This window comes from Streptomyces sp. NPDC032198, from assembly GCF_040636975.1.
GTDB lineage: Bacteria > Actinomycetota > Actinomycetes > Streptomycetales > Streptomycetaceae > Streptomyces.
In genome coordinates this window covers 379231-402414 of sequence record NZ_JBEZVL010000007.1, presented here as the reverse complement: position 1 = coordinate 402414, position 23184 = coordinate 379231, and the positions used below count along the sequence as shown (strand labels likewise).

Below are 23184 nucleotides of genomic sequence, written 5' to 3'. Positions count from 1 at the left end.
ACGGTGAGGTCCGGGGCTCCGGCTGGATGTCCCGTTCTGGTGGTGCCGGTACGAGACCGGACACGGGACGCAGCACTTCGGGCAAGTGTACCGGGTGACGGGGGGTGCCTCAGCCGCGGACATCTGCGCAGGCCGCGAGGAGGTCCTGGAGGGCCAGCTTCTCGGGGGCCGTGACGGTGAGGCCGTACTTGGCCTTGATCCCGGTCCAGCGGCGCCCGTACTCGCACCAGTATTCCTTGCGCGGGGGCTTCCACTTGTCAGGGGTCCGACTGCTCTTCGTGTAGTTGGTGTCCTTGTCGGCGGCGAGCAGGACGTCCAGGTCGTTGGCGTACGTGAGGCGCCGCTCGGCGGTCCACGCCCAGGCTCCGGCCCGCCAGGCCGCGCCGAGCGCGACGACGTGGTCGGTCTGGATCTGCGAGGCGCGGCGGTAGGAGTAGGGCAGTTCCTTGCCGGTGTAGGGGTCGTGCAGGACGCCGGAGAGCACGACGCAGGGGTTGCGGTCGCCCTCGCGCAGGTCCTTGAGGTCGCGTCGCAGGACGTCGTCGCGGGTGTCGCAGCCGTTGCGGCCGCCGGGGGCGTCGGTGTCGTCCGACCAGCCGACGCCGAATGCGGACCGCTTGTACGTCTGCCAGTTCTTGCCCCACGCGACGGTGAGGCGGGTGAGCAGGTCGCGGGCCTGTGCGGCGGTGGGCGGGAAGCCGGGGCTCGCGAGCGGGGCCGCGGGTGTGGGCTTGGCGGTGGGCGTCGCCTTGACCGTCGGGGTGCCGGTCATGTGGCGGGACCCGGCGCGCTCCAGCTGGGGCGGGGTGCAGCCCGCGGCGAAGGCGGCCAGGACGAGCAGGGTGGCCCCCGTGCCCGCTCCGGCTGCCGTGCTCATGGCGCCGAGCCTAGGCGGGAGGGGCTGGGCCCGCCCGCCAGGCGCTGCGGCTACTCGCCCTTCAGGCGCTCCCGCACCCGCTCGACCACGTCCGCGTACCGCGCCTCCGCGCCGTAGCGCGTCGGTTGGTAGTAACGCTTGGCGGCCACGGCGTCCGGTGCGTACTGCTGGGCGGCGATCGCGCCCGGCACGTCGTGCGGATACACATAGCCCTGGGCGTGGCCGAGCTTGGCCGCTCCCTTGTAGTGCCCGTCGCGCAGGTGGGGCGGGACGGGCCCCGCGAGGCCCGCGCGGACGTCGGCCTGGGCGGACTGGATGGCGATCGTCGCGGCGTTCGACTTCGGGGCCAGGGCGAGGGCGATCGTCGCGTGGCTGAGGGTGAGCGCGGCCTCCGGGAAGCCGATCATGGCGACGGCCTGGGCGGCGGCGACCGCCGTGGGCAGCGCCGTGGGGTCGGCGAGGCCGATGTCCTCGCTCGCGGAGATCATCAGGCGCCGGGCGATGAAGCGGGGGTCCTCGCCCGCCTCGATCATCCGGGCCAGGTAGTGCAGGGCCGCGTCGACGTCCGAACCGCGGATGGACTTGATCAGGGCGCTCGCGACGTCGTAGTGCTGGTCGCCGTCACGGTCGTACTTCACGGCCGCGCGGTCGACCGACTCCTCCAGCGACTGGAGGGTGATCTCCTTCTCCCCCTTGGCGAGGGCGGAGCCGGCGCCGGCCTCCAGGGCGGTGAGCGCGCGCCGGGCGTCGCCGCCGGAGATCCGCAGGAGGTGCTCCTCGGTGTCCTCGGGCAGCTCCACCGCGCCGCCCAGGCCCCGCTCCTCGGTGAGCGCCCGGCGCAGCAGGCCGCGCAGGTCGTCGTCCGTGAGGGGTTCGAGGGTGAGGAGGAGGGAGCGGGAGAGGAGCGGGGAGATGATCGAGAAGTACGGGTTCTCGGTCGTCGCCGCGATCAGCGTCACCCAGCGGTTCTCGACGGCGGGCAGCAGGGAGTCCTGCTGGGCCTTGCTGAAGCGGTGGATCTCGTCCAGGAAGAGGACGGTCTCCTTGCCGTGGCCGCCCATGGCCCTGCGGGCCCCTTCGATGACCGCGCGGACTTCCTTCACTCCGGCGGTGATCGCGGAGAGCTCCACGAAGCGCTTGTTCGTGGCCTTCGAGACCACGTAGGCAAGGGTCGTCTTGCCGATGCCGGGTGGTCCCCACAGGAACACCGAAGAGGGCCCCGCGGGCCCTCCGCCGCCCTCGCCGACGAGCCTGCGCAAGGGTGATCCCTGCTTCAGCAGATGCTGCTGGCCGACGACTTCTTCGAGGGTGCGCGGGCGCATCCGGACGGCCAGGGGACTTGTCGAAGGGTCCTTCTCCTGGCGGTCCTCGGCAGCTGCGGTGAACAGGTCGGGCTCCACGGATCGAACCCTACGTCAGCCCACTGACAACGCCGTCGGCGCTGCCCGTCAGCTGGTCCAGAACTCCCACCAGCGCGTCAGGATCAGCATGCCGATGATGCCGATGTGCAGCACCGGAAGCACCCAGGTGAACTCGCTGAAGAACGTGCGCAGCCAGGAGGGCGCGGGCAGGAAGCCGTTGCGGACGTTGAACGACGTGACGTACCAGAACATGATGATCGTGGCGACCCAGGCGAGGCAGCACCACAGGCACAGCGAGTTGATCTCGTACAGCGACTGGTACTGGAGCCAGGTGCAGAAGCCGACCCCGAAGAGCGTGCCGGCGTTCAGCGTCAGGTAGTACCAGCGCGGGAAGCGCGCACGGCCCAGCAGGCTCATCCCCACGCAGATCACCACCGCGTACGTGGCGATGCCCAGCATCGGGTTGGGGAACCCGAAGGCCGACGCCTGCTCGCTCTTCATGATGTTGCCGCAGGAGACCACCGGATTGAGGCTGCAGCCGGGCGTGAAGTCCGGGTCCTCCAGGAGCTTGAACTTGTCCAGCGTGATGACCCACGCCGCGAGCAGCCCCGCGGCACCCGTGATCACCAGGAGCAGCGCGAACGCACGGCTCCCGCCGACACCGCGTGGAGCATCCGCGTCCGTTCCCCCGCAGTCGTGCTCGGGGAGGCTGTCGCTTGCCGGGGTCGTCTTGCTCATCACGCCGTTCCGTCGCTTGTGGTGGCCTGCGGGCACGGACATTGTGCCGCACGCACGCGGGTGTCCACCGTTCGATGGACATAAGGAGGTACGGGCAAAGGGCCCGGAGCGTTCGGTCCGCCGGAATGCTCGACGGCATGACAGCTGAGGACGGCACCGCACCCCACCCGGACGAACTCGCGGTACGCGTACGCGGACTGCGCACCGGAGGGGCTGAGTGCTCAGCCCCTCCGGTGCTGGAGAACAGGACTGCTAAGCCAGCTTCGTCTTCAGGACAGCCACGAGCTCGTCCACCGCCACGGCGTCCTGCTCGCCGGTTTCCATGTCCTTGAGCTGCACGACGCCCTCGGCGAGGTCACGCTCGCCCGCGACGATCGTGAAGCGGGCGCCGGAGCGGTTGGCGTTCTTCATGGCGCCCTTGAGGCCCTTGCCGCCGTACGAGAAGTCAGCCGCGACACCGGCCCTGCGCAGCTCGGTCACCTTGGAGAACAGGACGCGCCTGGCCTCCTCGCCGAGCGGCACCGCGAACACGCTGGTCGCCGAGGGCAGTTCGAGCTCGACGCCCTCCGCCTCCAGGGCGAGGACCGTGCGGTCCACGCCGAGTGCCCAGCCGACCGACGGCAGCGAGGGGCCGCCGATCATCTCGGACAGGCCGTCGTAGCGGCCGCCACCGCCCACCGCGGACTGCGAGCCGAGGCCGTCGTGGACGAACTCGAAGGTCGTGCGGGTGTAGTAGTCCAGGCCGCGGACCAGCTTCGGGTCGTCCTCGTACGCGACACCCTCCGCCGTCAGGAGCTCGCGCACCTGCTCGTGGTACGCCTTGCACGCGTCGCACAGGTAGTCGCGCAGCATCGGGGCGCCGGCCAACTGCTTCTGGACGTCGTCGCGCTTGTCGTCCAGGACCCGCAGCGGGTTGATGTCGATACGCCGGCGCGTCTCGTCGTCCAGGTCGAGCGCGCGCAGGAAGTCCTGCAGCGCGGCACGGTAGACGGGGCGGCACTCCTTGTCGCCGAGCGAGTTCAGCAGGATGCGGAACTGGCGCAGCCCCAGGGCGCGGTACGCCTGGTCGGCGAGGATGATCAACTCGGCGTCCAGGGCCGGATCCTCCGCACCGATCGCCTCGGCGCCGACCTGCGAGAAGTGCCTGTAGCGGCCCTTCTGCGGGCGCTCGTAGCGGTAGTACGAGCCGGAGTACCAGAGCTTGACCGGGAGGTTGCCCGCCTTGTGCAGGTTGCCCTCCAGGGCAGCGCGCAGCACGGACGCGGTGCCTTCGGGGCGCAGGGCGAGCTGGTCACCGCCCTTGGTCTCGAAGGCGTACATCTCCTTGGAGACGATGTCGGTGGACTCGCCGACGCCGCGCGAGAACAGCTCGACGTTCTCGAAGCCGGGCGTCTCGACGTAGCCGTACCCGGAGTTCCGCAGCGGTGCGGCGATCGCCTCGCGCACGGCCAGGTACTTCGCGGAGTCGGGCGGGAGCAGGTCGTACGTGCCCTTGGGGGCCTTGAAGGTGCTCACGGGTTTTCTCTCGTCACATTCCTCGTCGGGGAGCGTCGGCTCCCAGGCCGGCGGCCACCTGGCGCAGATAAGGGTTGGTGGCGCGCTCACGGCCGATGGTCGTGTGCTCGTTGTGACCGGGCAGGACCACGGTCGAGTCGTCGAGCGGCAGGCACACACGCGCCAGGGACTCGAGCATCTCGTCATGCGAACCGCCGGGCAGGTCGGTGCGGCCGATGGAGCCGGCGAAGAGCAGGTCACCCGAGAAGAACACCGAGGGAACCTCGGCGGACTCCGGCAACTGGAACGTCACCGACCCCTTCGTATGCCCCGGCGCGTGCGCGACGGAGAAGTCGAGCCCGGCGAGCTTCAGCCGCGCGCCGTCGGCCAGCTCCTTCACGTCGGAAGGCTCCCCCACCGTCAGCTCGCCAAGGAGCTGCGCGCCGAAGGAACGGCCTATGGCCTTCTCCGGGTCGCTCATCATGTACCGGTCGTCGGGGTGGATCCACGCGGGCACGTCGTGCGCGCCGCAGACGGGGACGACCGAGGCGACATGGTCGATGTGGCCATGGGTGAGCACGACCGCGACGGGCTTGAGCCGATGCTTCTTGAGTGCGTCCTCGACTCCCTCGGTGGCCTGGTGGCCCGGGTCGATGATCACGCACTCCTCGCCTGCGGCGGGGGCGACCAAGTAGCAGTTGGTGCCCCAGGCCCCGGCGGGAAACCCGGCAATGAGCACGATCGTCCTTCGTTCGTCGTCCGGCGGAGGTGACCGCGCAGGATCGCGGCAGATCAGAGCCTACCGGCGCTCCCGATTCCACAGCTAACCCATATACGGTACGGGGCTAACAGAAGCGGTCATCCACGCAGAGGAGAGAGAACCCGGTGGTCAGCAACGATCAGCGGCGGCGTCAGCTCGCCCGGGAGAAGTTCTTGCGGCAGCAGCAGCGCCGGGAGGCCGCGCGACGCAGGGCGCGGATGCGCAACGCGGTGATCGCCTCGGCCCTCGCGGTGGTCGTGGCCGGTGGCGCGGTGTCGTACGCGGCGGGAGCCTTCGACGACGACGGCAAGTCCGAGAACACGGCGAACGCGAGCCCCACCACCAAGGCGGACCCCTGCGAGCAGCCCGCGGGCGGCAAGGTGAAGCCGCTCAGCTTCAAGAAGGAACCGAAGCTGACGATCGACAAGTCGGCCGACTACGCGATGAAGCTCGCCACCACCTGCGGCGACATCGACCTGAAGCTGTCGGCGGCCAAGGCCCCGCACACGGTCAACTCCTTCAACTTCCTGGTGAACAAGGGCTATCTGGATCACACGAAGTGCCACCGGCTCACCGCGGGCGGCATCTTCGTCCTGCAGTGCGGTGACCCGAAGGGCACCGGCGAGGGCGGCCCCGGCTACTCGATCCCGGACGAGAACCTCAAGGACAAGAGCCTGAAGGGGAACGTCTATCCGGCGGGCACGGTCGCGATGGCCAACCAGTACAACGCCGAGAAGAAGCAGGGCCGGAACACCGGCGGCAGCCAGTTCTTCCTGGTCTACCAGGACAGTCAGCTGCCGCCCGACTACACACCGTTCGGGACCATTTCCGATTCCGGGATGAAGGTGCTCAAGAAGATTGCCGACGCCGGCGAGAGCACCGGGCAGGGCGACGGCGCACCGAACGCGACGGTCGTCATCGACAAGGCCACCGTGTCGAAATCCTGACCGCCCGCGGGCAAACTTCGGACGCGCGGGGTGCGGACAGCCGCCCCGCCGGTCGCCTATGTTGGCGGTGACGAAACTGTGGACGATGCCGGGGGCCCCGAGGCCCTGCGCAGGCATCATGTGGAGGAGGCGCTGTGAGCAGCGACCCGTGGGGCCGCGTCGATGAGACGGGGACCGTGTACGTGCGCAAGGCCGACGGCAGCGAGCGTGAGGTCGGTTCGTGGAAAGCGGGGTCACCTGACGAGGCCCTCGCCTACTTCGAGCGCAAGTACGACGGTCTGGTCGTCGAGATCGGACTTCTCGAGCGCCGGGTGAAAACGACGGACCTGTCGGCCAAGGACGCCATGACCGCCATCGATCACCTGCGCCAGCAGGTGGACGAGGCGCACGCGGTCGGCGATCTGGACGCCCTGGGCAAGCGCCTGGACAAGCTCGTCGAGACGGTCGACGAGCGCCGTGAAGAGCGCAAGGTCCAGAAGGCCAAGCAGTCGGACGAGGCGAGGCACTCCAAGGAGGCGCTGGTCGTCGAGGCCGAGGAGCTCGCCCAGAGCGAGCAGTGGCGGGCGGCGGGCGAGCGGCTGCGCGCGCTGGTGGACACCTGGAAGGGTCTGCCGCGCCTCGACCGCAAGTCGGACGACGAGCTGTGGCACCGCTTCTCGCATGCCCGCTCGGCGTTCTCCAAGCGGCGCAAGGCCCACTTCGCCTCGCTGGACGCCCAGCGCGAGGAGGCCCGCAAGACCAAGGAGAAGCTGGTCGGCGAGGCCGAGGCCCTCTCGAACTCGACCGACTGGGGTCCGACGGCCGCGCGCTACCGCGACCTGATGACCGAGTGGAAGGCCGCGGGCCGTGCCCAGCGCGAGCACGAGGACGACCTGTGGAACCGCTTCCGCGGCGCCCAGGACGTGTTCTTCGCGGCGCGCAGCTCCGTCTTCGCGGAGCGCGACGCCGAGCAGACGGAGAACCTGAAGCTGAAGGAGGAGCTGGCCGAGGAGGCCGAGAGGCTCGTCCCGGTGAAGGACCTCAAGTCGGCGCGTGCCGCATTCCGTACGCTCAACGAGCGCTGGGAGGCCATCGGCCACGTCCCGCGTGACGCGCGGCCGAAGGTCGAGGGCCGGATGCACGCGGTGGAGCGTGCCCTGCAGGAGACCGAGGAAGCCGAGTGGCGCCGGACGAACCCTGAGGCGCGGGCGCGTGCCGAGGGTCTGACCGGTCAGCTGCAGGCCGCCGTCGACAAGCTGGTCGACCAGATCGAGAAGGCGCGTACGGCGGGCAACAACGCCAAGGCGGACAAGCTCCAGAAGGAACTTGACGGCCGCCAGGCGCTTCTCGACCAGGCCCTCAAGGGTCTGCACGAGTTCGGCGGCTGAGCAGTTTTCTGCTTGCTACGTAGAGGGGCTCCCGTACGTGATGTACGGGAGCCCCTCTACGTAGTGGACCGGTTTACGGTCTGCGGGCCGATGTCACCCGGTAGACGTCGTAGACGCCCTCGACTCCCCTGACCGCCTTGAGTACGTGGCCCAGGTGCTTGGGGTCGCCCATCTCGAAGGTGAAGCGCGAGGTGGCGACCCGGTCGCGGGAGGTCTGGACGGCCGCGGACAGGATGTTCACGTGCTGGTCCGACAGGATGCGCGTGACGTCCGAGAGCAGCCGCGAGCGGTCCAGGGCCTCGACCTGGATGGCGACCAGGAAGACCGACGACTGGGTGGGCGCCCACTCGACCTCCAGGATCCGCTCGGGCTCACGGGAGAGCGAGTCGACGTTCACGCAGTCGCTGCGGTGCACCGATACGCCGCTGCCGCGCGTGACGAAGCCGATGATCCCGTCCCCGGGGACAGGCGTGCAGCAGCGGGCCAGCTTGACCCACACGTCTTCGACGCCCTTGACGACGACACCGGGGTCGGCGTTGGCGCGGCGCTTGCTGCGGCTGCGCGAGGGCGGTGTGCTCTCGGCGATGTCCTCGTTGGCGGCCTCCTCGCCGCCGAGCGCCTGGACGAGCTTCTGCACGACGGACTGCGCGGTGACGTGGCCCTCGCCGATCGCCGCGTAGAGGGACGAGATGTCGGGGTAGCGCATCTCGTGCGCGAGCGTGACGAGCGAGTCGCCCGTGAGGATCCGCTGGATCGGCAGGTTCTGCTTGCGCATGGCGCGCGCGATGGCGTCCTTGCCCTGCTCGATGGCCTCGTCGCGGCGCTCCTTGGAGAACCACGCACGGATCTTGTTGCGCGCCCGCGGGGACTTGACGAAGCCGAGCCAGTCGCGGGACGGGCCCGCGCCGGCCGCCTTGGAGGTGAAGACCTCCACCAGGTCGCCGTTGTCCAGGGTCGATTCGAGCGGCACGAGCCGTCCGTTGACCCGGGCCCCTATGGTGCGGTGGCCGACCTCGGTGTGGACCGCGTACGAGAAGTCGACCGGGGTGGCGCCCGCCGGGAGCGCTATGACGTCGCCCTTCGGCGTGAAGACGAAGACTTCGTTGCGCGACAGGTCGAAGCGCAGCGACTCGAGGAACTCGCTCGGGTCCTCGGTCTCCTTCTGCCAGTCGAGGAGCTGGCGCAGCCACGCCATGTCGTTGAGGTGATCGTCCTTGCCGCCGGCCTTCCTCGGCACGTCGGTGCGCACCTTGGAGGCGCCGGCGGACGGCTCCTGCTTGTACTTCCAGTGCGCGGCGATGCCGTACTCGGCGCGCCTGTGCATGTCGAACGTACGGATCTGGAGCTCGACGGGCTTGCCGCTGGGGCCGATCACCGTGGTGTGCAGCGACTGGTACATGTTGAACTTCGGCATCGCGATGTAGTCCTTGAACCGGCCGGGGACCGGGTTCCATCGCGCATGCACCGTGCCGAGCGCGGCGTAACAGTCGCGCACGGTGTCGACAAGGACCCGGATGCCCACCAGGTCGTAGATCTCCGCGAAGTCACGGCCGCGGACGATCATCTTCTGGTAGACGCTGTAGTAGTGCTTCGGGCGCCCGGTGACGGTGGCCTTGATGCGGGCGGCCCGCAGGTCTGCCTGGACCTCGTCGGTCACTATGGCCAGGTACTCGTCGCGCTTGGGGGCACGCTCGGCGACCAGGCGCACGATCTCGTCGTACATCTTGGGGTAGAGGATCGCGAAGGCGAGGTCCTCCAGCTCCCACTTGATGGTGTTCATGCCCAGGCGGTGGGCCAGGGGCGCGTAGATCTCAAGGGTCTCGCGGGCCTTCTTCTCCTGCTTCTCCCGCTTGAGATAGCGCATCGTGCGCATGTTGTGCAGGCGGTCGGCGAGCTTGATGACCAGGACACGGGGGTCCTTGGCCATGGCGACGACCATCTTGCGGACGGTCTCGGCCTGCGCGGCCTCGCCGAACTTGACCTTGTCCAGCTTGGTGACGCCGTCGACGAGCAGGGCGACCTGGTCGCCGAAGTCGCGCTTGAGGGTGTCCAGGCCGTACTCGGTGTCCTCCACGGTGTCGTGCAGGAGACCCGCCATGAGCGTGGCCGGGTCCATGCCGAGCTCGGCGAGGATCGTCGTCACGGCGAGGGGATGCGTGATGTACGGGTCGCCGCTCTTGCGCTTCTGACCGCGGTGCCAGCGCTCGGCGACCTGGTACGCGCGCTCGATCTGGCGCAGCGTCGCCGTCTCGATCTTGGGGTCGTTGCTGCGCACTATCCGCAGCAGCGGCTCCAGGACCGGGTTGTACGGGTTCGAACGCTGGACGCCGAGGCGGGCCAGGCGGGCGCGTACGCGGTTGGAGGAGCCGGAGCGCTCGTTCTTGGCCGCGGTGGGCCGTGGCGTGGGCGTCGTGCTGCCCGCGCGGGCCTCCGTGGGGGGCTTGGGGCGCGATGGATCGGGGGCCGGCCTATCGCCCGTGGCGCCGGCGCCGGGCGTGCTCGGTGCGGATGTGGTGCTGGGGGGCGTGCTCTCCCGCTTCGCCGGCGTCGCGCCCTTCGCCGGCGTCGCGCCCTTGGCGGGCGGCGTGCTCTTGGCGGGCGCGGCAGCCGTCGCCGCCGCGCGCTGGGCCTGCTCTGCGGCCTTGGCGGCGGTGAGTGCCTTGGACTCGTCTGGCAAGAGGCGCTCCCTGTGCGCGATCCGGGTCCCCCGGTCAGGCCCCGAAGAGCCCATGGTATCGATCCTGGACCTTCGGCTCTCCTTCAGCCCGTGAGACGGCTCACTACGGGAGAAACACCTGAGGTCTCCACAGCGCGAACCCGAGGTCTCTACAGAAGGAACACCTGAGGCGGGCGCCGGATTCCTCCGGGCCCGCCTCAGGGTGTGCGTGGTGGCTGCTCAGCCGGTTCAGACCGTGAGGAGGGCCTCCAGCGGGGCGCCCTCCAGGGCCGTCTCCAGCTTGGCGCGGCCCCCGAGGAAGCCGAGCTCCATCAGGACGGCCACACCGGCGACCTGAGCGCCCGCGCGGCGGATGAGCCGCAGGGACGCCTCGGCGGTGCCGCCGGTCGCCAGGACGTCGTCGATGACCATGACGCGGTCGTCTGCGGCGAGGTCCTCGGCGTGCACCTCGATCTCCGCACTGCCGTACTCCAGGTCGTACGTCTGGCCGAGGGTCGCTCCGGGGAGCTTGCCCGCCTTCCGTACGGGGATGAAGCCGAGCCCCGCGCGCAGCGCGACCGGGGCGCCCAGGATGAAGCCGCGGGCCTCCAGGCCGACGATCTTCGTGGCGCCGTGCCGCACGGCGAGGTCCGCGAGGGCCTCGGTCAGTGCGGCGAAGGCACGCGGGTCCGCGAGGAGCGGCGTGATGTCCTTGAACATCACCCCGGGCTCGGGGTAGTCGGGGACGTCCCGGATGCGGCTGAGCAGCAGCTCCGTCGTCCCGGCGAGCTCGGTCATCGGCGCTTCCCCGAAGGACGGCCGCGGCCGCGGTTGCGGGACGCGGGCTGCGTGCGCGGGCCGACGACGCCCGCGGGTGCGGCGTCCTCCGTCAGGTCGTCCTGCGACGCGTCGTCGTACTCGCCGTCGTCGTCGCGCGGGGCGCTCTCCGCGGACTCGCCCTTGGCCGCCGCCGCGGCACGCTTGGCGAGGACGCGCTTCTTGAGCGCCTTCATCTGCGGCTCGGTCTCCTTGAGGTCGGCGACGAGCGGCGTGGCGATGAAGATCGAGGAGTACGCACCGGCCGCGAGGCCGACGAACAGCGACAGCGAGATGTCGTTCAGCATGCCCGCGCCGAGGAAGCCGCCACCGATGAAGAGCAGCCCGGCGACCGGCAGGAGCGCGACGACCGTGGTGTTGATCGAGCGCACCAGGGTGCTGTTGATGCTGCGGTTGGCGACCTCGCTGTAGGTCCACCGCGTCTGCTTGGTGAGGTCCTTCGACTGCTCCTTCAAACTGTCGAAGACCACGACCGTGTCGTAGAGCGAGTAACCGAGGATCGTCAGCAGACCGATGATCGTGCCCTGGGTGACCTCGAAGCCCACCAGGGCGTACACACCGACGGTGATCGTGATGTCGTGGATCAGGGCGATCAGGGCGGCGACCGCCATGCGCCACTCGAAGGCGATCGCCAGATAGATCACCACGAGGACCATGAAGATGATCAGGCCGGTCCAGGCCTTCTTGCTGATCTGCTCACCCCAGCTGGGGCCCACGAGGTCGGCGTTGATGGTGTCGGCCTTGAGGTCCATGTCCTTGGCCAGATCCGCCTTGATCTGGTCGGACTTGGCGGTGTCCACACCGGCGACCTGGATGCGCAGACCGCCTGAGCCGAGCTCCTGGACGACCGCGTCGTGACCGGAGGCCGCTTCCGCGGACTTCTCTGCCTCGGCGACCGAGACGCTGGTCTTCGGCGTGGTGAAGACGGCACCGCCCTCGAACTCGATGCCCATGTTCAGGCCGCGCACCGCAAGGCCGACGATGGCCGTGATGGTGATCAGGATCGAGATGCCGTACCAGATCTTGCGCTTGCCGACGAAGTCGTAGCCGACCTCACCGCGGTAGAGCCTGGCGCCGAGACTGCCGAGCTTCGACATCTCACGCCTCCTTCGGGTCGACAGGGCCAGCGGACGAACCAGTGGCACGGCGGGTGCGGCGCAGCGGCGGCTTGGCGCCGAGGCGCTTCGGGTCGAGGCCGGACCACTTGTGGCCGTTCGCGAAGAACGGCTTGCGCGCCATCAGGGTCATCAGCGGCTTGGTGAAGAGGAACACCACGACGACGTCGAGGAGCGTGGTCAGGCCGAGCGTGAACGCGAAGCCCTGGACCTTGCCGACCGTCACGATGAAGAGCACCGCGGCCGCGAGGAACGACACGAAGTCGGAGACCAGGATGGTGCGCCGGGCACGCGGCCAGGCACGCTCGACGGCGGGCCGCAGGGTGCGTCCCTCTCTGACCTCGTCCCGCACGCGTTCGAAGAACACGATGAACGAGTCCGCGGTGATACCGATCGCAACGATCGCACCACACACCGCGGGGAGGTTCAGGGTGAAGGAGATGGCCGGGCCGAGCAGGGTCATCAGGGTGTACGTCAGGGCCGCCGAGACCAGGAGGCTCGCGATGGCGATCAGCGAGAGGCCGCGGTAGTAGACCACCAGGTAGATGATGACCAGCGCGAGGCCGATGGCGCCGGCGATCAGACCGGCGTGCAGCTGCTCGCCGCCGAGTGCCGGGCTGACGGTGGTGACGCTCTGCTCGTGGAAGGTCAGGGGCAGTGCGCCGTACGACAGGATGTTCGCGAGGTCCTGGGCCGAGTCCTGCGTGAAGCTGCCGGAGATCTCCGCGTTCGAGCTCAGCGTCGTGTTGACGCTGGGGGCCGAGGCCACCTCGCCGTCGAGGACGATGGCGAACTGGTTCATCGGGGGCTGCTGCTGCGAGAGCTTGCTGGTGGTCTTGGAGAACTTCTTCGAGCCGCCGCCCGTGAACTCCATGTTGACGACCCAGGCGCCGCTCTGCTGGTTGATCGTGGCCTTGGCGTCGTCGACGTCCTTGCCGTTCAGCTCAGCGGGGCCGAGGACGTACTTCTCCCACTGGCCGGCGTTGTTCTTGCCACAGGCGATGGTCTGCTCGGACGGCTTGATGCCGTCGCCGACCTTGCCGCGCTGGGCCTTGTCCGTGCAGTCGAGCGCGGTGAACTTCTTCTGCAGGGCGGCCGTGGCCGGGTCCGCGGACGGGGTGGGGGTCGGCTTGCCCTTGTCGCCGTCCTTGTCCGAGGCCTTCGGGGTCGGCGTCGCGTCGGCCTTCAGACCGTCCGTGACGGCGCGGCCCTGGGGGCTGGGCGAGCCGGTGGCAGTCGGCGTCGAGGACGCCTTGTCGTCGCCCTTGTCCGTCGCCTTGGGCGTGTCCTTGCCCTTGTCGCCCTTGTCCTTTTCCTTGCCGGACGAGCTGGCGGACGGGTCGGGGGCGGGCTCACCGCTGGCCACCGTCAGGACGGGACGGAAGTAGAGCTGAGCGGTCGTGCCGACCTGCTCGCGCGCCTGCTTCTCGTTCGTGCCCTTGGGGATGTTGACGATGATGTTGTCTTCGCCCTGGGTCTGCACCTCGGCCTCGGACACACCCAGACCATTGACGCGGTTGTTGATGATGCTGACCGCGGTGTTCATGTTGGTCGGGTTGATCGCGTTCTTCTGGCCCGGCTCGTTCTTCGCCTGGAGCGTGATGCTCGTGCCGCCGGCGAGGTCGATGCCGAGGCGAGGCGTGGTGTTCCCCGAAAGGAACATCCCCCCGGTGAGCGCCACGAGGGCGATCAGGATGAAGGCCAAAGAGCGTCCCGGCTTGCCCGGAGCGCTCTGCCTTCGGCCCTTCTTAGGTGCTGCCACCTTCTCGTTCTCCCTGTCCAACCGCCCCGGCGTCCGGTGCACCGCCCCGCATTGAGCGGGGAGCTCCCGGGTCGGGCGGCCATGAAATGGTGTCGAGCCCCGTCACGAAACCCACGCACTGCGGGGGCCGTGGCAGCGCGAGCGGCGCGCCCCACGGGCCCCGGTGCTGGCTACTTCGTGTCGGTCTCGCCGTCGGTCTTCTTCGGCTCGGCGTCGTCGGCCTCGGGGGCGCTGTCCGCGTCCTTCTTGCCGAGGTCGATGGGCGAGTCGTCGGAAGCGGCGGCGGGCTCGTCGGTCTCGGTGAGGGAGGAGGCGTCGTCCGGGACGACAGGGCTGTCCGACTTCAGGTCGACAGCGGTGCCGTGGACGATGCGGTTGTACTCGTCGTCCTCGAGGACGGCGCCGATGGAGTTCTTCGCGTAGAACGCGTGCACGCCCGGAGCCACCTCAAGGAGGACCGCGTCGTCGTGAACCTCCTTGACGGTGGCGTACATGCCCCCGATCGTGCGGATGCCGGTGCCGGGCTGCATCTCGTTGCGCATCGCCGCGGCCGCCTGCTGCTTCTTCTTGGCGGAGCGGGTCATCAGGAACATGGCCCCGATGAGCACGACGAACGGGAGGAGGGTCACGATATTCACGGGACGGAGTTTCCTTCGCATGACCGCGCAGGTAAGCGGCCTGATGGACGGGGGTGGGCGCGCCGCCCACAAGGGCGGCATCGGCGGAGTCTAAGCGAGTCCGCACCTAACGAACAACGCTCAGCATGGCACCGCAGTTCCTGACCCGGCGAGTACGCGCGCCGTCACGCCCCGAACAGGTCCCCTTGTCCGATTCCGCCCGCCTGCCGCGGCGGGACAAGGCCGAGATGCGCCCATGCCGCCGGGGTCCCGACCCGGCCCCGGGGGGTCCGGGCGAGCAGTCCCTCCCGTACCAGGAAGGGCTCGGCGACCTCCTCGACCGTCTCGCGCTCCTCCCCCACGGCGACCGCCAGCGTCGACAGGCCGACGGGGCCGCCGCCGAAGAGCTTGAGCAGGGCCTCCAGGACCGCACGGTCGAGGCGGTCGAGGCCGCGGCCGTCCACCTCGTAGACCTTGAGGGCGGCGCCCGCGATGTCCTTGTTGATCACGCCGTCGGCCTTGACCTGCGCATAGTCCCGCACGCGGCGCAGCAGGCGGTTGGCGATACGGGGCGTGCCGCGCGAGCGGCCCGCGATCTCGGCGGCGCCCGCCGGGTCGATCTCCACGTCGAGCAGCTGCGCGGAGCGGTGGACCACGCGCTCCAGCTCGGCGGGTTCGTAGAACTCCATGTGCGCGGTGAAGCCGAAGCGGTCCCGCAGCGGCGGCGGCAGCAGGCCCGCCCGGGTGGTGGCGCCGACCAGGGTGAAGGGCGGCAGCTCCAGCGGGATGGCCGTGGCGCCGGGGCCCTTGCCGACGATGACGTCGACGCGGAAGTCCTCCATCGCCATGTAGAGCATCTCTTCGGCGGGTCGGGACATCCGGTGGATCTCGTCGAGGAAGAGCACCTCTCCCTCCTGGAGGGAGGAGAGGATCGCGGCGAGGTCCCCCGCGTGCTGGATGGCGGGGCCGCTGGTGATGCGGATCGGGGCGCCCATCTCGGCCGCGATGATCATCGAGAGGGTGGTCTTGCCGAGGCCGGGGGCGCCGGAGAGCAGCACGTGGTCGGCGGTGGCGCCGCGCGCGCGGGCCGCCCGCAGGACCAGGTCGAGCTGCTCGCGGACCTTCTCCTGGCCGATGAACTCGCCCAGGTCCTTGGGGCGGAGGGCGGCCTCGACCGCCTGGTCCTCGCCGTCGGCCGACGCACCGACGAGCCGCTCGGCCGCGCCCGCCGGGGCGGTCGCGTCGTCGGTCGTCTCGTCCCAGTTCATGAGCTCGCCTCGCGATGTGGTTCTGGTGGTCAGGGGCTAGCGGGTGCGGTTCAGCGTCTGCAGGGCGGCCTTGAGGAGCTGGCCCACCTGCGGCTTCTCCGAGGCCTCGGCCTGCGGGGTGACGGCGACGACGGCTTCGTCGGCCTCGCGCGTCGCGTACCCGAGGCCGATGAGTGCCGCGTGCAACTGGTCGCTCCAGCCGGCGGTGACCGGGGTGCCGATCGCCGGTCCGCCCGTGCCGAGGGGCTCGCCGAGGCGGTCCTTGTACTCCAGGAGGAGCTTCTGGGCGCCCTTCTTGCCGATGCCCGGGACCGCGGTGAGCGCCTTCTCGTCGCCGGTGGCGACCGCGCGGCGCAGGGCGTCCGGGCTGTGCACGGCGAGCATGGCCTGCGCGAGGCGCGGTCCGACGCCGCTCGCGGTCTGCAGGAGCTCGAAGGTCTGGCGCTCGTCGTCGTCCGCGAAGCCGTACAGGGTGAGGGAGTCCTCGCGGACGACGAGGGAGGTGGCGAGCTTGGTCTGCTGGCCGATCCGCAGAGTGGAGAGGGTGTTCGGCGCGCACTGGATGGCCATGCCGATGCCACCGACCTCGACCACCGCGGAATCGGGGGCGAGGGCGGCGACGGGGCCGCTGACGAAGGCGATCATGCGGTACGGCCTTTCGATGCGTGCAGGGCTGCTGCCTGCTGGAGACGGTTCTGGGCGACGGCCTGCTGGAGGCGGTTCTGCGCGGGGGCGCGCCAGATGTGACAGATGGCGAGGGCGAGGGCGTCCGCGGCGTCGGCGGGCTTGGGCGGTGCGTCGAGCCGCAGGAGGCGGGTCACCATCGCGCCGACCTGGGCCTTGTCCGCGCGGCCGCTGCCGGTGACGGCGGCCTTGACCTCGCTGGGCGTGTGCAGGGCGACCGGGATGCCGCGGCGGGACGCGCAGAGCATGGCGACGGCGCTGGCCTGGGCGGTGCCCATGACCGTACGTACGTTGTGCTGGCTGAACACCCGCTCCACGGCGAGGACTTCCGGGTCGTACTCGTCGAGCCACTGCTCGATGCCCTGCTCGATGGCGACCAGGCGGTGACCGAGCTCGGCGTCGGCGGGCGTGCGGACGACGCCGACCCCGCGCATGGTCAGCGGGCGTCCGGCGACTCCGTCGACGACCCCCACACCGCACCGGGTCAGACCCGGGTCCACACCCAGCACGCGCACGAGTACCCCCAGTTCTTCGCTCACCTGTTTGTGCAGGCTATCGGCTCGCACTGACAACGCGACGGGCCGGCAGGGGGTGTGTCCCCTGCCGGCCCGTCAACGAAAGCCGTCATGCGGCCGGTTCGAGGCCCGGCTCAGGCGTCGACCTTCTCCATGACCTCGTCGCTCACGTCGAAGTTGGCGAAGACGTTCTGGACGTCGTCGCTGTCCTCGAGCGCGTCGATGAGCTTGAAGATCTTGCGCGCGCCGTCCTCGTCCAGCTCGACCTGCATGGTCGGGACGAAGTTGGCGTCGGCCGAGTCGTACTCGATGCCGGCTTCCTGGAGCGCGGTGCGGACCGCGACCATGTCGGTGGCCTCGGAGAGGACCTCGAAGGACTCGCCGAGGTCGTTGACCTCTTCGGCGCCCGCGTCCAGGACGGCGCCCAGGACGTCGTCCTCCGCGAGACCGGCCTCGCCCTTGGGGACGATCACGACGCCCTTGCGGTTGAAGAGGTACGAGACGGAGCCCGGGTCGGCCATGGAGCCGCCGTTGCGGGTCATCGCGACGCGTACGTCGGAGGCCGCGCGGTTGCGGTTGTCGGTGAGGCACTCGATGAGCACCGCGACGCCGTTCGGGCCGTAGCCCTCGTACATGATCGTCTCGTAGTCGGCGCCGCCGGCTTCGAGACCGGCACCGCGCTTGACCGCGGAGTCGATGTTCTTGTTCGGGACCGAGCTCTTCTTGGCCTTCTGGATGGCGTCGAAGAGGGTCGGGTTACCGGACACATCGGCGCCACCCGTGCGGGCCGCGACCTCGATGTTCTTGATCATCTTCGCGAAGAGCTTGCCGCGCTTGGCGTCAATCACGGCCTTCTTGTGCTTCGTCGTAGCCCATTTAGAGTGGCCGGACATCTGCCTGTCTCCTTCGCGTAACCCAACCTGTACGAACGCCCCCAGGTCTCAGGGGCCCGGGAGGTACCCGAGATCCTACAAGGATCCCGCCGTCGCGTTCCCCCGCACCATCCCGACGAACAGCTCGTGCACGCGATGGTCGCCCGTCAGCTCGGGGTGGAACGACGTGGCGAGGGCGTTGCCCTGGCGCACGGCGACGATGTGGCCCTCGTGCTCCGCGAGCACCTCGACGCGCGCGCCGACCGACTCGACCCAGGGAGCGCGGATGAAGACACCCTCCACGGGAGCGCCGTCGATGCCGGCGATGTCGACGGCCGCCTCGAAGGACTCGTTCTGCCGCCCGAAGGCGTTGCGCCGCACGATCATGTCGATGCCGCCGAAGGTCTCCTGCTCCGAGCGCGGATCGAGGATCTTGTCGGCGAGCATGATCATGCCCGCGCAGCTGCCGTAGACCGGCATACCGGCGCGCACGCGCGCGCGAAGGGGCTCCATCAGGCCGAACAGGACGGCCAGTTTGGAGATGGTGGTGGACTCACCGCCGGGGATGACCAGGCCGTCCACCTCGGCCAGTTCTTCGGGGCGCCGGACCGGCCTGGCCACGGCGTCCGCCGAGGCCAGGGCGATCAGGTGCTCCCGTACGTCGCCCTGGAGTGCCAGGACGCCGACTACAGGGGTGTCGTTCATCTGCGTGGTGCCTTACCAGCCGCGGTTGGCGTAGCGCTCGGCCTCGGGGAGGGTGTCGCAGTTGATGCCGACCATGGCCTCACCGAGGTTGCGGGACGCGTCCGCGATGATCTTGGGGTCGTCGTAGAAGGTGGTGGCCTTCACGATGGCGGCGGCGCGCGCGGCCGGGTCGCCCGACTTGAAGATGCCGGAGCCGACGAAGACGCCCTCGGCACCGAGCTGACGCATCAGGGCGGCGTCGGCGGGGGTGGCGACGCCACCGGCCGAGAAGAGGACCACCGGCAGCTTGCCCAGCTCGGAGACCTCCTTGACCAGCTCGTACGGGGCGCGCAGGTCCTTGGCGGCGGCGTACAGCTCGTTGTTGTCGAAGCCGCGCAGCCTGGCGATCTCGTTCTTGATCTGGCGCAGGTGGCGCACGGCCTCGACGACGTTGCCGGTGCCGGCCTCGCCCTTGGAGCGGATCATGGCCGCGCCCTCGGCGATGCGGCGCAGGGCCTCGCCCAGGTTGGTGGCGCCGCACACGAACGGGGTCGTGAAGGCGAACTTGTCGCTGTGGTTGACCTCGTCGGCCGGGGTGAGGACCTCGGACTCGTCGATGTAGTCGACACCGAGGGACTGCAGGACCTGGGCCTCGACGAAGTGGCCGATGCGGGACTTGGCCATGACCGGGATGGAGACGGCCTCGATGATCTCTTCGATCATGTTCGGGTCGGACATCCGGGCGACGCCGCCGTCCTTGCGGATGTCGGCGGGGACCCGCTCCAGCGCCATGACGGCGACCGCGCCGGCGTCCTCCGCGATCTTCGCCTGCTCGGCGTTGACGACGTCCATGATGACGCCGCCCTTGAGCTGCTCGGCCATGCCGCGCTTGACGCGCGCGGTGCCGGTCTCGGGCGACTGGTTGCTGCTGGAGAGGGTGCTGGACACGGAGTTGACCTCGCTCGCTGAAGACGGGTTACTGCGTCTACGAGGAAACTCCCGGCGACCAGTCCACAGCAAGGGCCAATGGGTGACCGGTGGCTCATTTTTCCCGTACGCCCCTGGTCAGCGGCGTATCGGTGGCTCTACGTGGTCGCGCGGTCGGCCAGTGCGACCGGCGGTTCGTCGTCCATCTCGAAGGCCATGGGGAAGGGCGCGTGCCCGGCGAGGCGGAACCAGCGGACCTTGCGGTGCCTGCGCAGGGCACGGGCCGCGCGCACGGCGTCGTTGTGGAAGCGCCGGGCCATCGGCACCCTCCGTACGGACGCCGCCAGTTCGGTCGCCGCCTCGTCGCCGCCGGGAGCCTCGCGCACCGCCTCGACCTGCTGTGCCTCGCCGAAGATCGCGCGCAGCGCCTGGCTGAGCTCGCTCTCGGCGACCTCCCGGTGCTCCTCCTCGGCCTGCCGGGCCGCGTGCGCCGCTTCGTAGAGCACGATGGAGGCCGCGGGATCCAGCACCCCCGAGGTGGCGAGCTCCTGGGCGACCGAGGCGCGGCGCAGCAACTGGGCGTCGAGGGCGGCGCGGGCCGCGTCGATGCGGGCGTGCAGCCGGTCGAGGCGGCCCGCGGTCCAGCTCAGGTAGAGGCCGATCGCGAAGAGGGCTACCGCGATCCAGATCAGTGTCGAGGTCACCGGGGGAAGGCTAGTCGCATCGGCGGCGGCGGTTCACCGCCGGGCTCCCAAGGCCGTCCCGGGGAGCCCCGCGGGTGGTCAGTCCCGTGCGAGCCCGAAGCGTGACCGGAGGCTCGAGCGTTCATCGGCGGCCACCGCGGCCGCCCCGTCCGCCACCGTCTCGTACACGGAGAGGATGTCGGCGCCCACCGTCGACCAGTCGAAGCGGCGCACGTGCTTGCTGCCGCGCTCGCGCAGTTCCGCGCGGCGCTCGGGGTCGCCGAGGAGCCGCAGGGCCGCCGCGGCCAGCGAGTCCGCGTCCTCGTTGGTGAACAGGTCGCCCGCGGCGCCCTGGTCGAGGACCTGCGCGAAGGCGTCCAGGTCGCTGGCGAGGACGGGTGCGCCCGCCGAGAGCGCCTCGACGAGGATGATCCCGAAGCTCTCGCCGCCGGTGTTGGGGGCGACGTACACGTCGACGCTGCGCAGCAGCCGCGCCTTGTCCTCGTCGCTGACCATGCCGAGGAACTCCACGCGGTCGCGCATCTCGGCGGGCAGCGAGGCGACGGCCTCTTCCTCGTCGCCGCGGCCCGCGACGAGCAGCCGGGTGTCCGGGCGCTCGGCGAGGATCTTCGGCAGCGCCTTCATCAGTACCGGCAGGCCCTTGCGCGGCTCGTCGATGCGGCCGATGAAGCCGAGCGTCCCGCCCTGCCACTCCGGCTTGGGCTCGGCCTTCGTAAAGAAGTCGACGTCCACGCCGTTCGGGATGACGACCGCGTCGCCGCCCAGGTGCTCGACGAGCGTGCGGCGCGCGTACTCGCTCACCGCGATGCGCGCGCTGATCTTCTCCAGGGCGGGCTGCAGGATCGGATACGCGGCGATCATGGCCCGGGAGCGCGGGTTGGACGTGTGGAACGTCGCGACGATCGGTCCCTGCGCCGCCCAGCACGTGAGCAGCCCGAGGGAGGGCGAGGTCGGCTCGTGGATGTGGATGACGTCGAACGTGCCGTCGTGCAGCCAGCGGCGCACCCGCGCGGCCGAGAGGAACCCGAAGTTGAGCCGGGCCACCGAGCCGTTGTACGGCACGGGGACGGCGCGGCCCGCCGAGACGACGTACGGCGGGAGGGGGGTCTCGTCGTCCGCGGGAGCCAGGACGGACACCTCGTGACCTAGCCGGATCAGGTGCTCCGCGAGGTCGCGGATGTGGAACTGGACGCCGCCCGGCACGTCCCAGGAGTAAGGGCAGACGATGCCGATCTTCACGGCGTGTTCCCCTCGGCGAGGGTCCCGGGACCGTCGGAGGGCCCCTTCGCGGGGTCGAGATCAGCGAGCCACAAGCGCTGCAGCATGTGCCAGTCCTCCGGATGGTCGGCGATACCCGTGGCGAAGGCGTCTGCCAGGGCCTGCGTCATGACAGACGTCTTCTCCGTACGGGTACCTGTCTCGGGGACATCGATGGGGGCGTGAACGCGCCCCTTCATGACGGGCGTCTCGTCATACCAGAGGGTGACCGGCAGTAGCAGCGCCCCCGTCTGCTGCGCGAGGATCGCGGGCCCCGCGGGCATCCGCGCGGTGTCCCCGAAGAACTTGACCTCGACGCCGGACGCCGAGAGGTCCCGGTCCGCGACCAGGCAGACCAGGCCGCCCGCACGCAGCCGGCGCGCCAGGGTGCCGAACGCGGAGCCGCCCTCGTGCGGCAGGACCTCCATGCCCAGGCCCTCGCGGTAGGCGACGAAACGGTCGTACAGCGTCTCGGGCTTGAGCCGCTCGGCGACCGTCGTGAACGGCGTCTCCAGCTTCGTGGTGACCCATGCGCCCGCCAGGTCCCAGTTGCCCAGGTGCGGAAGGGCCAGAATGACGCCCTTGCCGGAGGCGAGCCCGTCCGTCAGATGGTGGAGATCCTTGCCGTCGAAGCCGCCCTTGATGCGCTCCCGGCTCCACGACGGCAGCCGGAACGATTCCATCCAGTAACGCAGGTACGAGCGCATGCCCGCCCTGGACAGCTCGCGCAGGCGCTCCGGGCTCGCGTCGGGCACCACGCGCGCGTAGTTCGCCTCAAGGCGCAGGACTCCCTTGCCGCGCCGCTTCCACACGGCGTCGGCGATGGTCCGGCCCAGGCGCACGGCCGCCGGCTCGGGGAGCTTCTTGACCGAGCTCCAGGCGGCTCCGTAGAGCGCGTCGGTCAGTCGGTCCTTCACGACGTGGCCTCACTGCCCTGCGCACGGGTCTCCGTGGCCGCGTCCGCCTCCGCGGACTCCTTGCGCACGGTCACGACGCGTTGGACGAGCGTCACCAGGCTTCCGACGGCGACGATCCACAGGGCGATGGGCAGCAGGACGTCGATGCCGGGGACACCGAACTTGTGCAGCCCCGCGAGGCCCGCGGCGACCAGCGAGATCACCAGACGCTCGGCGCGCTCCACCAGGCCGTTGACCGCGACGGGCAGCCCGATCGCCTCGCCGCGCGCCTTCGTGTACGAGACCACCTGGCCGCTGGCCAGGCAGAAGATGGAGACGGCGCACAGGACGTTGTCGTCGCCGGAGCCCGCGTACCAGAGCGCGAGGCCGCCGAAGATCGCGCTGTCGGCGACCCGGTCGAGCGTCGAGTCCAGGAAGGCTCCCCAGCGGCTGGAGCGTCCCAGCTGCCGCGCCATGTTCCCGTCGACGAGGTCGGAGAACACGAAGAGCGTGATGACGATCGTGCCCCAGAAGAACTCGCCGCGGGGGAAGAAGACCAGCGCGCCCGCCACCACACCGGCCGTGCCGATGAACGTGACCGCGTCGGGGCTCACGCCGCGACGGATGAGAAACGCGGCGAACGGTGTGAGAACACGCGTGAAGAATGCACGCGCGTACTTGTTCAGCATGGCCTTCCCGAGGGGTCGGTGAGCCGCGCGGCCCTGTTGGCCACCGGCTGGCCCATCGTAGTCACGACGTTGACGGACCGGCTCGCCCCCTCACGATCGCGTACGACGTATGGACGCACAGTGACCCGAGTGGAAAGCTCGAAAGCACCGCGGGCGT

Annotated in this window: 21 protein-coding genes and 1 pseudogene; 2 read left to right on the top strand and 20 right to left on the bottom strand. The window is 69.9% G+C overall.

Annotation, left to right across the window (positions count from 1 at the left end):
* Positions 1-109: 109 nt before the first annotated feature.
* From AB0E78_RS21325 to AB0E78_RS21305, 5 genes are all read right to left on the bottom strand, one after another.
* On the bottom strand, positions 110-877 hold the full coding sequence (locus tag AB0E78_RS21325) for an HNH endonuclease family protein (protein ID WP_361834510.1): 768 nt from the start codon (positions 875-877) through the stop codon (positions 110-112).
* 50 nt (positions 878-927) lie between these two features.
* Positions 928-2277 (bottom strand): replication-associated recombination protein A, encoded by a 1350-nt coding sequence (locus tag AB0E78_RS21320; RefSeq protein WP_361834509.1) that lies wholly within the window; start codon positions 2275-2277, stop codon positions 928-930.
* A 48-nt stretch (positions 2278-2325) separates the two neighbouring features.
* Positions 2326-2976 carry a vitamin K epoxide reductase family protein gene (locus AB0E78_RS21315; RefSeq protein ID WP_361834506.1) on the bottom strand — a complete coding sequence of 217 codons (651 nt, stop codon included), beginning with the start codon at positions 2974-2976 and terminating at the stop codon, positions 2326-2328.
* A gap of 252 nt (positions 2977-3228) precedes the next feature.
* Positions 3229-4491 carry a histidine--tRNA ligase gene (gene hisS / locus AB0E78_RS21310; RefSeq protein WP_361834503.1) on the bottom strand — a complete coding sequence of 421 codons (1263 nt, stop codon included), beginning with the start codon at positions 4489-4491 and terminating at the stop codon, positions 3229-3231.
* Between the two features lie 13 nt (positions 4492-4504).
* A complete protein-coding gene (locus AB0E78_RS21305) occupies positions 4505-5209 on the bottom strand; it encodes an MBL fold metallo-hydrolase (protein ID WP_361834500.1) in 705 nt (234 codons plus the stop codon).
* Positions 5210-5355: 146 nt separating this feature from the next.
* On the opposite strand from AB0E78_RS21305, the gene AB0E78_RS21300 reads away from it, so the two are divergent.
* A complete protein-coding gene (locus AB0E78_RS21300; RefSeq protein WP_361834497.1) occupies positions 5356-6177 on the top strand; it encodes a peptidylprolyl isomerase in 822 nt (273 codons plus the stop codon).
* 134 nt (positions 6178-6311) lie between these two features.
* Complete coding sequence (locus tag AB0E78_RS21295; RefSeq protein WP_361834495.1) at positions 6312-7544, top strand: DUF349 domain-containing protein; 1233 nt, start codon at positions 6312-6314, stop codon at positions 7542-7544.
* A gap of 73 nt (positions 7545-7617) precedes the next feature.
* Here the strand turns inward: AB0E78_RS21295 and AB0E78_RS21290 are convergent, their stop codons facing one another.
* The 15 genes and pseudogenes from AB0E78_RS21290 to pgsA all read right to left on the bottom strand — a co-directional run bounded on the left by AB0E78_RS21290 (position 7618) and on the right by pgsA (position 23083).
* The gene (locus tag AB0E78_RS21290) at positions 7618-10221 is read right to left on the bottom strand and encodes a RelA/SpoT family protein (protein ID WP_361834492.1); all 2604 of its coding nucleotides are present in this window, start codon (positions 10219-10221) and stop codon (positions 7618-7620) included.
* A gap of 228 nt (positions 10222-10449) precedes the next feature.
* Complete coding sequence (locus AB0E78_RS21285) at positions 10450-10998, bottom strand: adenine phosphoribosyltransferase (protein ID WP_361834490.1); 549 nt, start codon at positions 10996-10998, stop codon at positions 10450-10452.
* Positions 10995-12134, bottom strand: coding sequence for a protein translocase subunit SecF (secF, locus tag AB0E78_RS21280; protein WP_361834488.1), 1140 nt, complete (start codon positions 12132-12134; stop codon positions 10995-10997). The genes AB0E78_RS21285 and secF overlap by 4 nt, the downstream gene beginning before the upstream one ends.
* A 1-nt stretch (position 12135) precedes the next feature.
* The gene (gene secD, locus AB0E78_RS21275) at positions 12136-13914 is read right to left on the bottom strand and encodes a protein translocase subunit SecD (protein ID WP_361834486.1); all 1779 of its coding nucleotides are present in this window, start codon (positions 13912-13914) and stop codon (positions 12136-12138) included.
* Between the two features lie 170 nt (positions 13915-14084).
* Positions 14085-14552, bottom strand: a complete 468-nt coding sequence (yajC, locus tag AB0E78_RS21270; RefSeq protein ID WP_361834483.1) for a preprotein translocase subunit YajC — start codon at positions 14550-14552, stop codon at positions 14085-14087.
* A gap of 164 nt (positions 14553-14716) precedes the next feature.
* Positions 14717-15799 (bottom strand): Holliday junction branch migration DNA helicase RuvB, encoded by a 1083-nt coding sequence (ruvB, locus tag AB0E78_RS21265; protein ID WP_361834481.1) that lies wholly within the window; start codon positions 15797-15799, stop codon positions 14717-14719.
* A 36-nt stretch (positions 15800-15835) separates the two neighbouring features.
* On the bottom strand, positions 15836-16444 hold the full coding sequence (ruvA, locus tag AB0E78_RS21260) for a Holliday junction branch migration protein RuvA (RefSeq protein ID WP_361834478.1): 609 nt from the start codon (positions 16442-16444) through the stop codon (positions 15836-15838).
* Positions 16441-16998: a crossover junction endodeoxyribonuclease RuvC gene (ruvC, locus tag AB0E78_RS21255; RefSeq protein ID WP_361834691.1), complete on the bottom strand. Its 558-nt coding sequence runs from the start codon at positions 16996-16998 to the stop codon at positions 16441-16443. The genes ruvA and ruvC overlap by 4 nt, the downstream gene beginning before the upstream one ends.
* A gap of 134 nt (positions 16999-17132) precedes the next feature.
* Positions 17133-17891: a YebC/PmpR family DNA-binding transcriptional regulator gene (locus AB0E78_RS21250; RefSeq protein ID WP_361834475.1), complete on the bottom strand. Its 759-nt coding sequence runs from the start codon at positions 17889-17891 to the stop codon at positions 17133-17135.
* A gap of 75 nt (positions 17892-17966) precedes the next feature.
* A complete protein-coding gene (gene pdxT, locus AB0E78_RS21245) occupies positions 17967-18575 on the bottom strand; it encodes a pyridoxal 5'-phosphate synthase glutaminase subunit PdxT (RefSeq protein WP_361834472.1) in 609 nt (202 codons plus the stop codon).
* 12 nt (positions 18576-18587) lie between these two features.
* A complete protein-coding gene (pdxS, locus tag AB0E78_RS21240) occupies positions 18588-19502 on the bottom strand; it encodes a pyridoxal 5'-phosphate synthase lyase subunit PdxS (RefSeq protein WP_361834469.1) in 915 nt (304 codons plus the stop codon).
* 137 nt (positions 19503-19639) lie between these two features.
* Entirely contained in the window at positions 19640-20185 is a 546-nt protein-coding gene (locus AB0E78_RS21235) for a hypothetical protein (RefSeq protein ID WP_361834466.1), read from the bottom strand.
* Between the two features lie 78 nt (positions 20186-20263).
* Positions 20264-21424: a glycosyltransferase family 4 protein gene (locus AB0E78_RS21230; RefSeq protein ID WP_361834464.1), complete on the bottom strand. Its 1161-nt coding sequence runs from the start codon at positions 21422-21424 to the stop codon at positions 20264-20266.
* On the bottom strand, positions 21421-22359 hold the full coding sequence (locus tag AB0E78_RS21225) for a phosphatidylinositol mannoside acyltransferase (RefSeq protein WP_361834461.1): 939 nt from the start codon (positions 22357-22359) through the stop codon (positions 21421-21423). The genes AB0E78_RS21230 and AB0E78_RS21225 overlap by 4 nt, the downstream gene beginning before the upstream one ends.
* Positions 22356-23083 (bottom strand): annotated as a pseudogene (gene pgsA / locus AB0E78_RS21220) (phosphatidylinositol phosphate synthase). The gene AB0E78_RS21225 and the pseudogene pgsA overlap by 4 nt, the downstream one beginning before the upstream one ends.
* Between the last annotated feature and the right edge of the window lie 101 nt (positions 23084-23184).

Bases quoted from the DNA above. Each gene is read 5' to 3' on its own strand.
- secF (WP_361834488.1), bottom strand. From the start codon at position 12,134: ATGTCGAAGCTCGGCAGTCTCGGCGCCAGGCTCTACCGCGGTGAGGTC.
- AB0E78_RS21285 (WP_361834490.1), bottom strand. From the start codon at position 10,998: ATGACCGAGCTCGCCGGGACGACGGAGCTGCTGCTCAGCCGCATCCGG.
- AB0E78_RS21315 (WP_361834506.1), bottom strand. From the start codon at position 2,976: ATGAGCAAGACGACCCCGGCAAGCGACAGCCTCCCCGAGCACGACTGC.
- AB0E78_RS21325 (WP_361834510.1), bottom strand. From the start codon at position 877: ATGAGCACGGCAGCCGGAGCGGGCACGGGGGCCACCCTGCTCGTCCTG.
- ruvA (WP_361834478.1), bottom strand. From the start codon at position 16,444: ATGATCGCCTTCGTCAGCGGCCCCGTCGCCGCCCTCGCCCCCGATTCC.
- ruvB (WP_361834481.1), bottom strand. From the start codon at position 15,799: ATGAACTGGGACGAGACGACCGACGACGCGACCGCCCCGGCGGGCGCG.
- pdxT (WP_361834472.1), bottom strand. From the start codon at position 18,575: ATGAACGACACCCCTGTAGTCGGCGTCCTGGCACTCCAGGGCGACGTA.
- AB0E78_RS21250 (WP_361834475.1), bottom strand. From the start codon at position 17,891: ATGTCCGGCCACTCTAAATGGGCTACGACGAAGCACAAGAAGGCCGTG.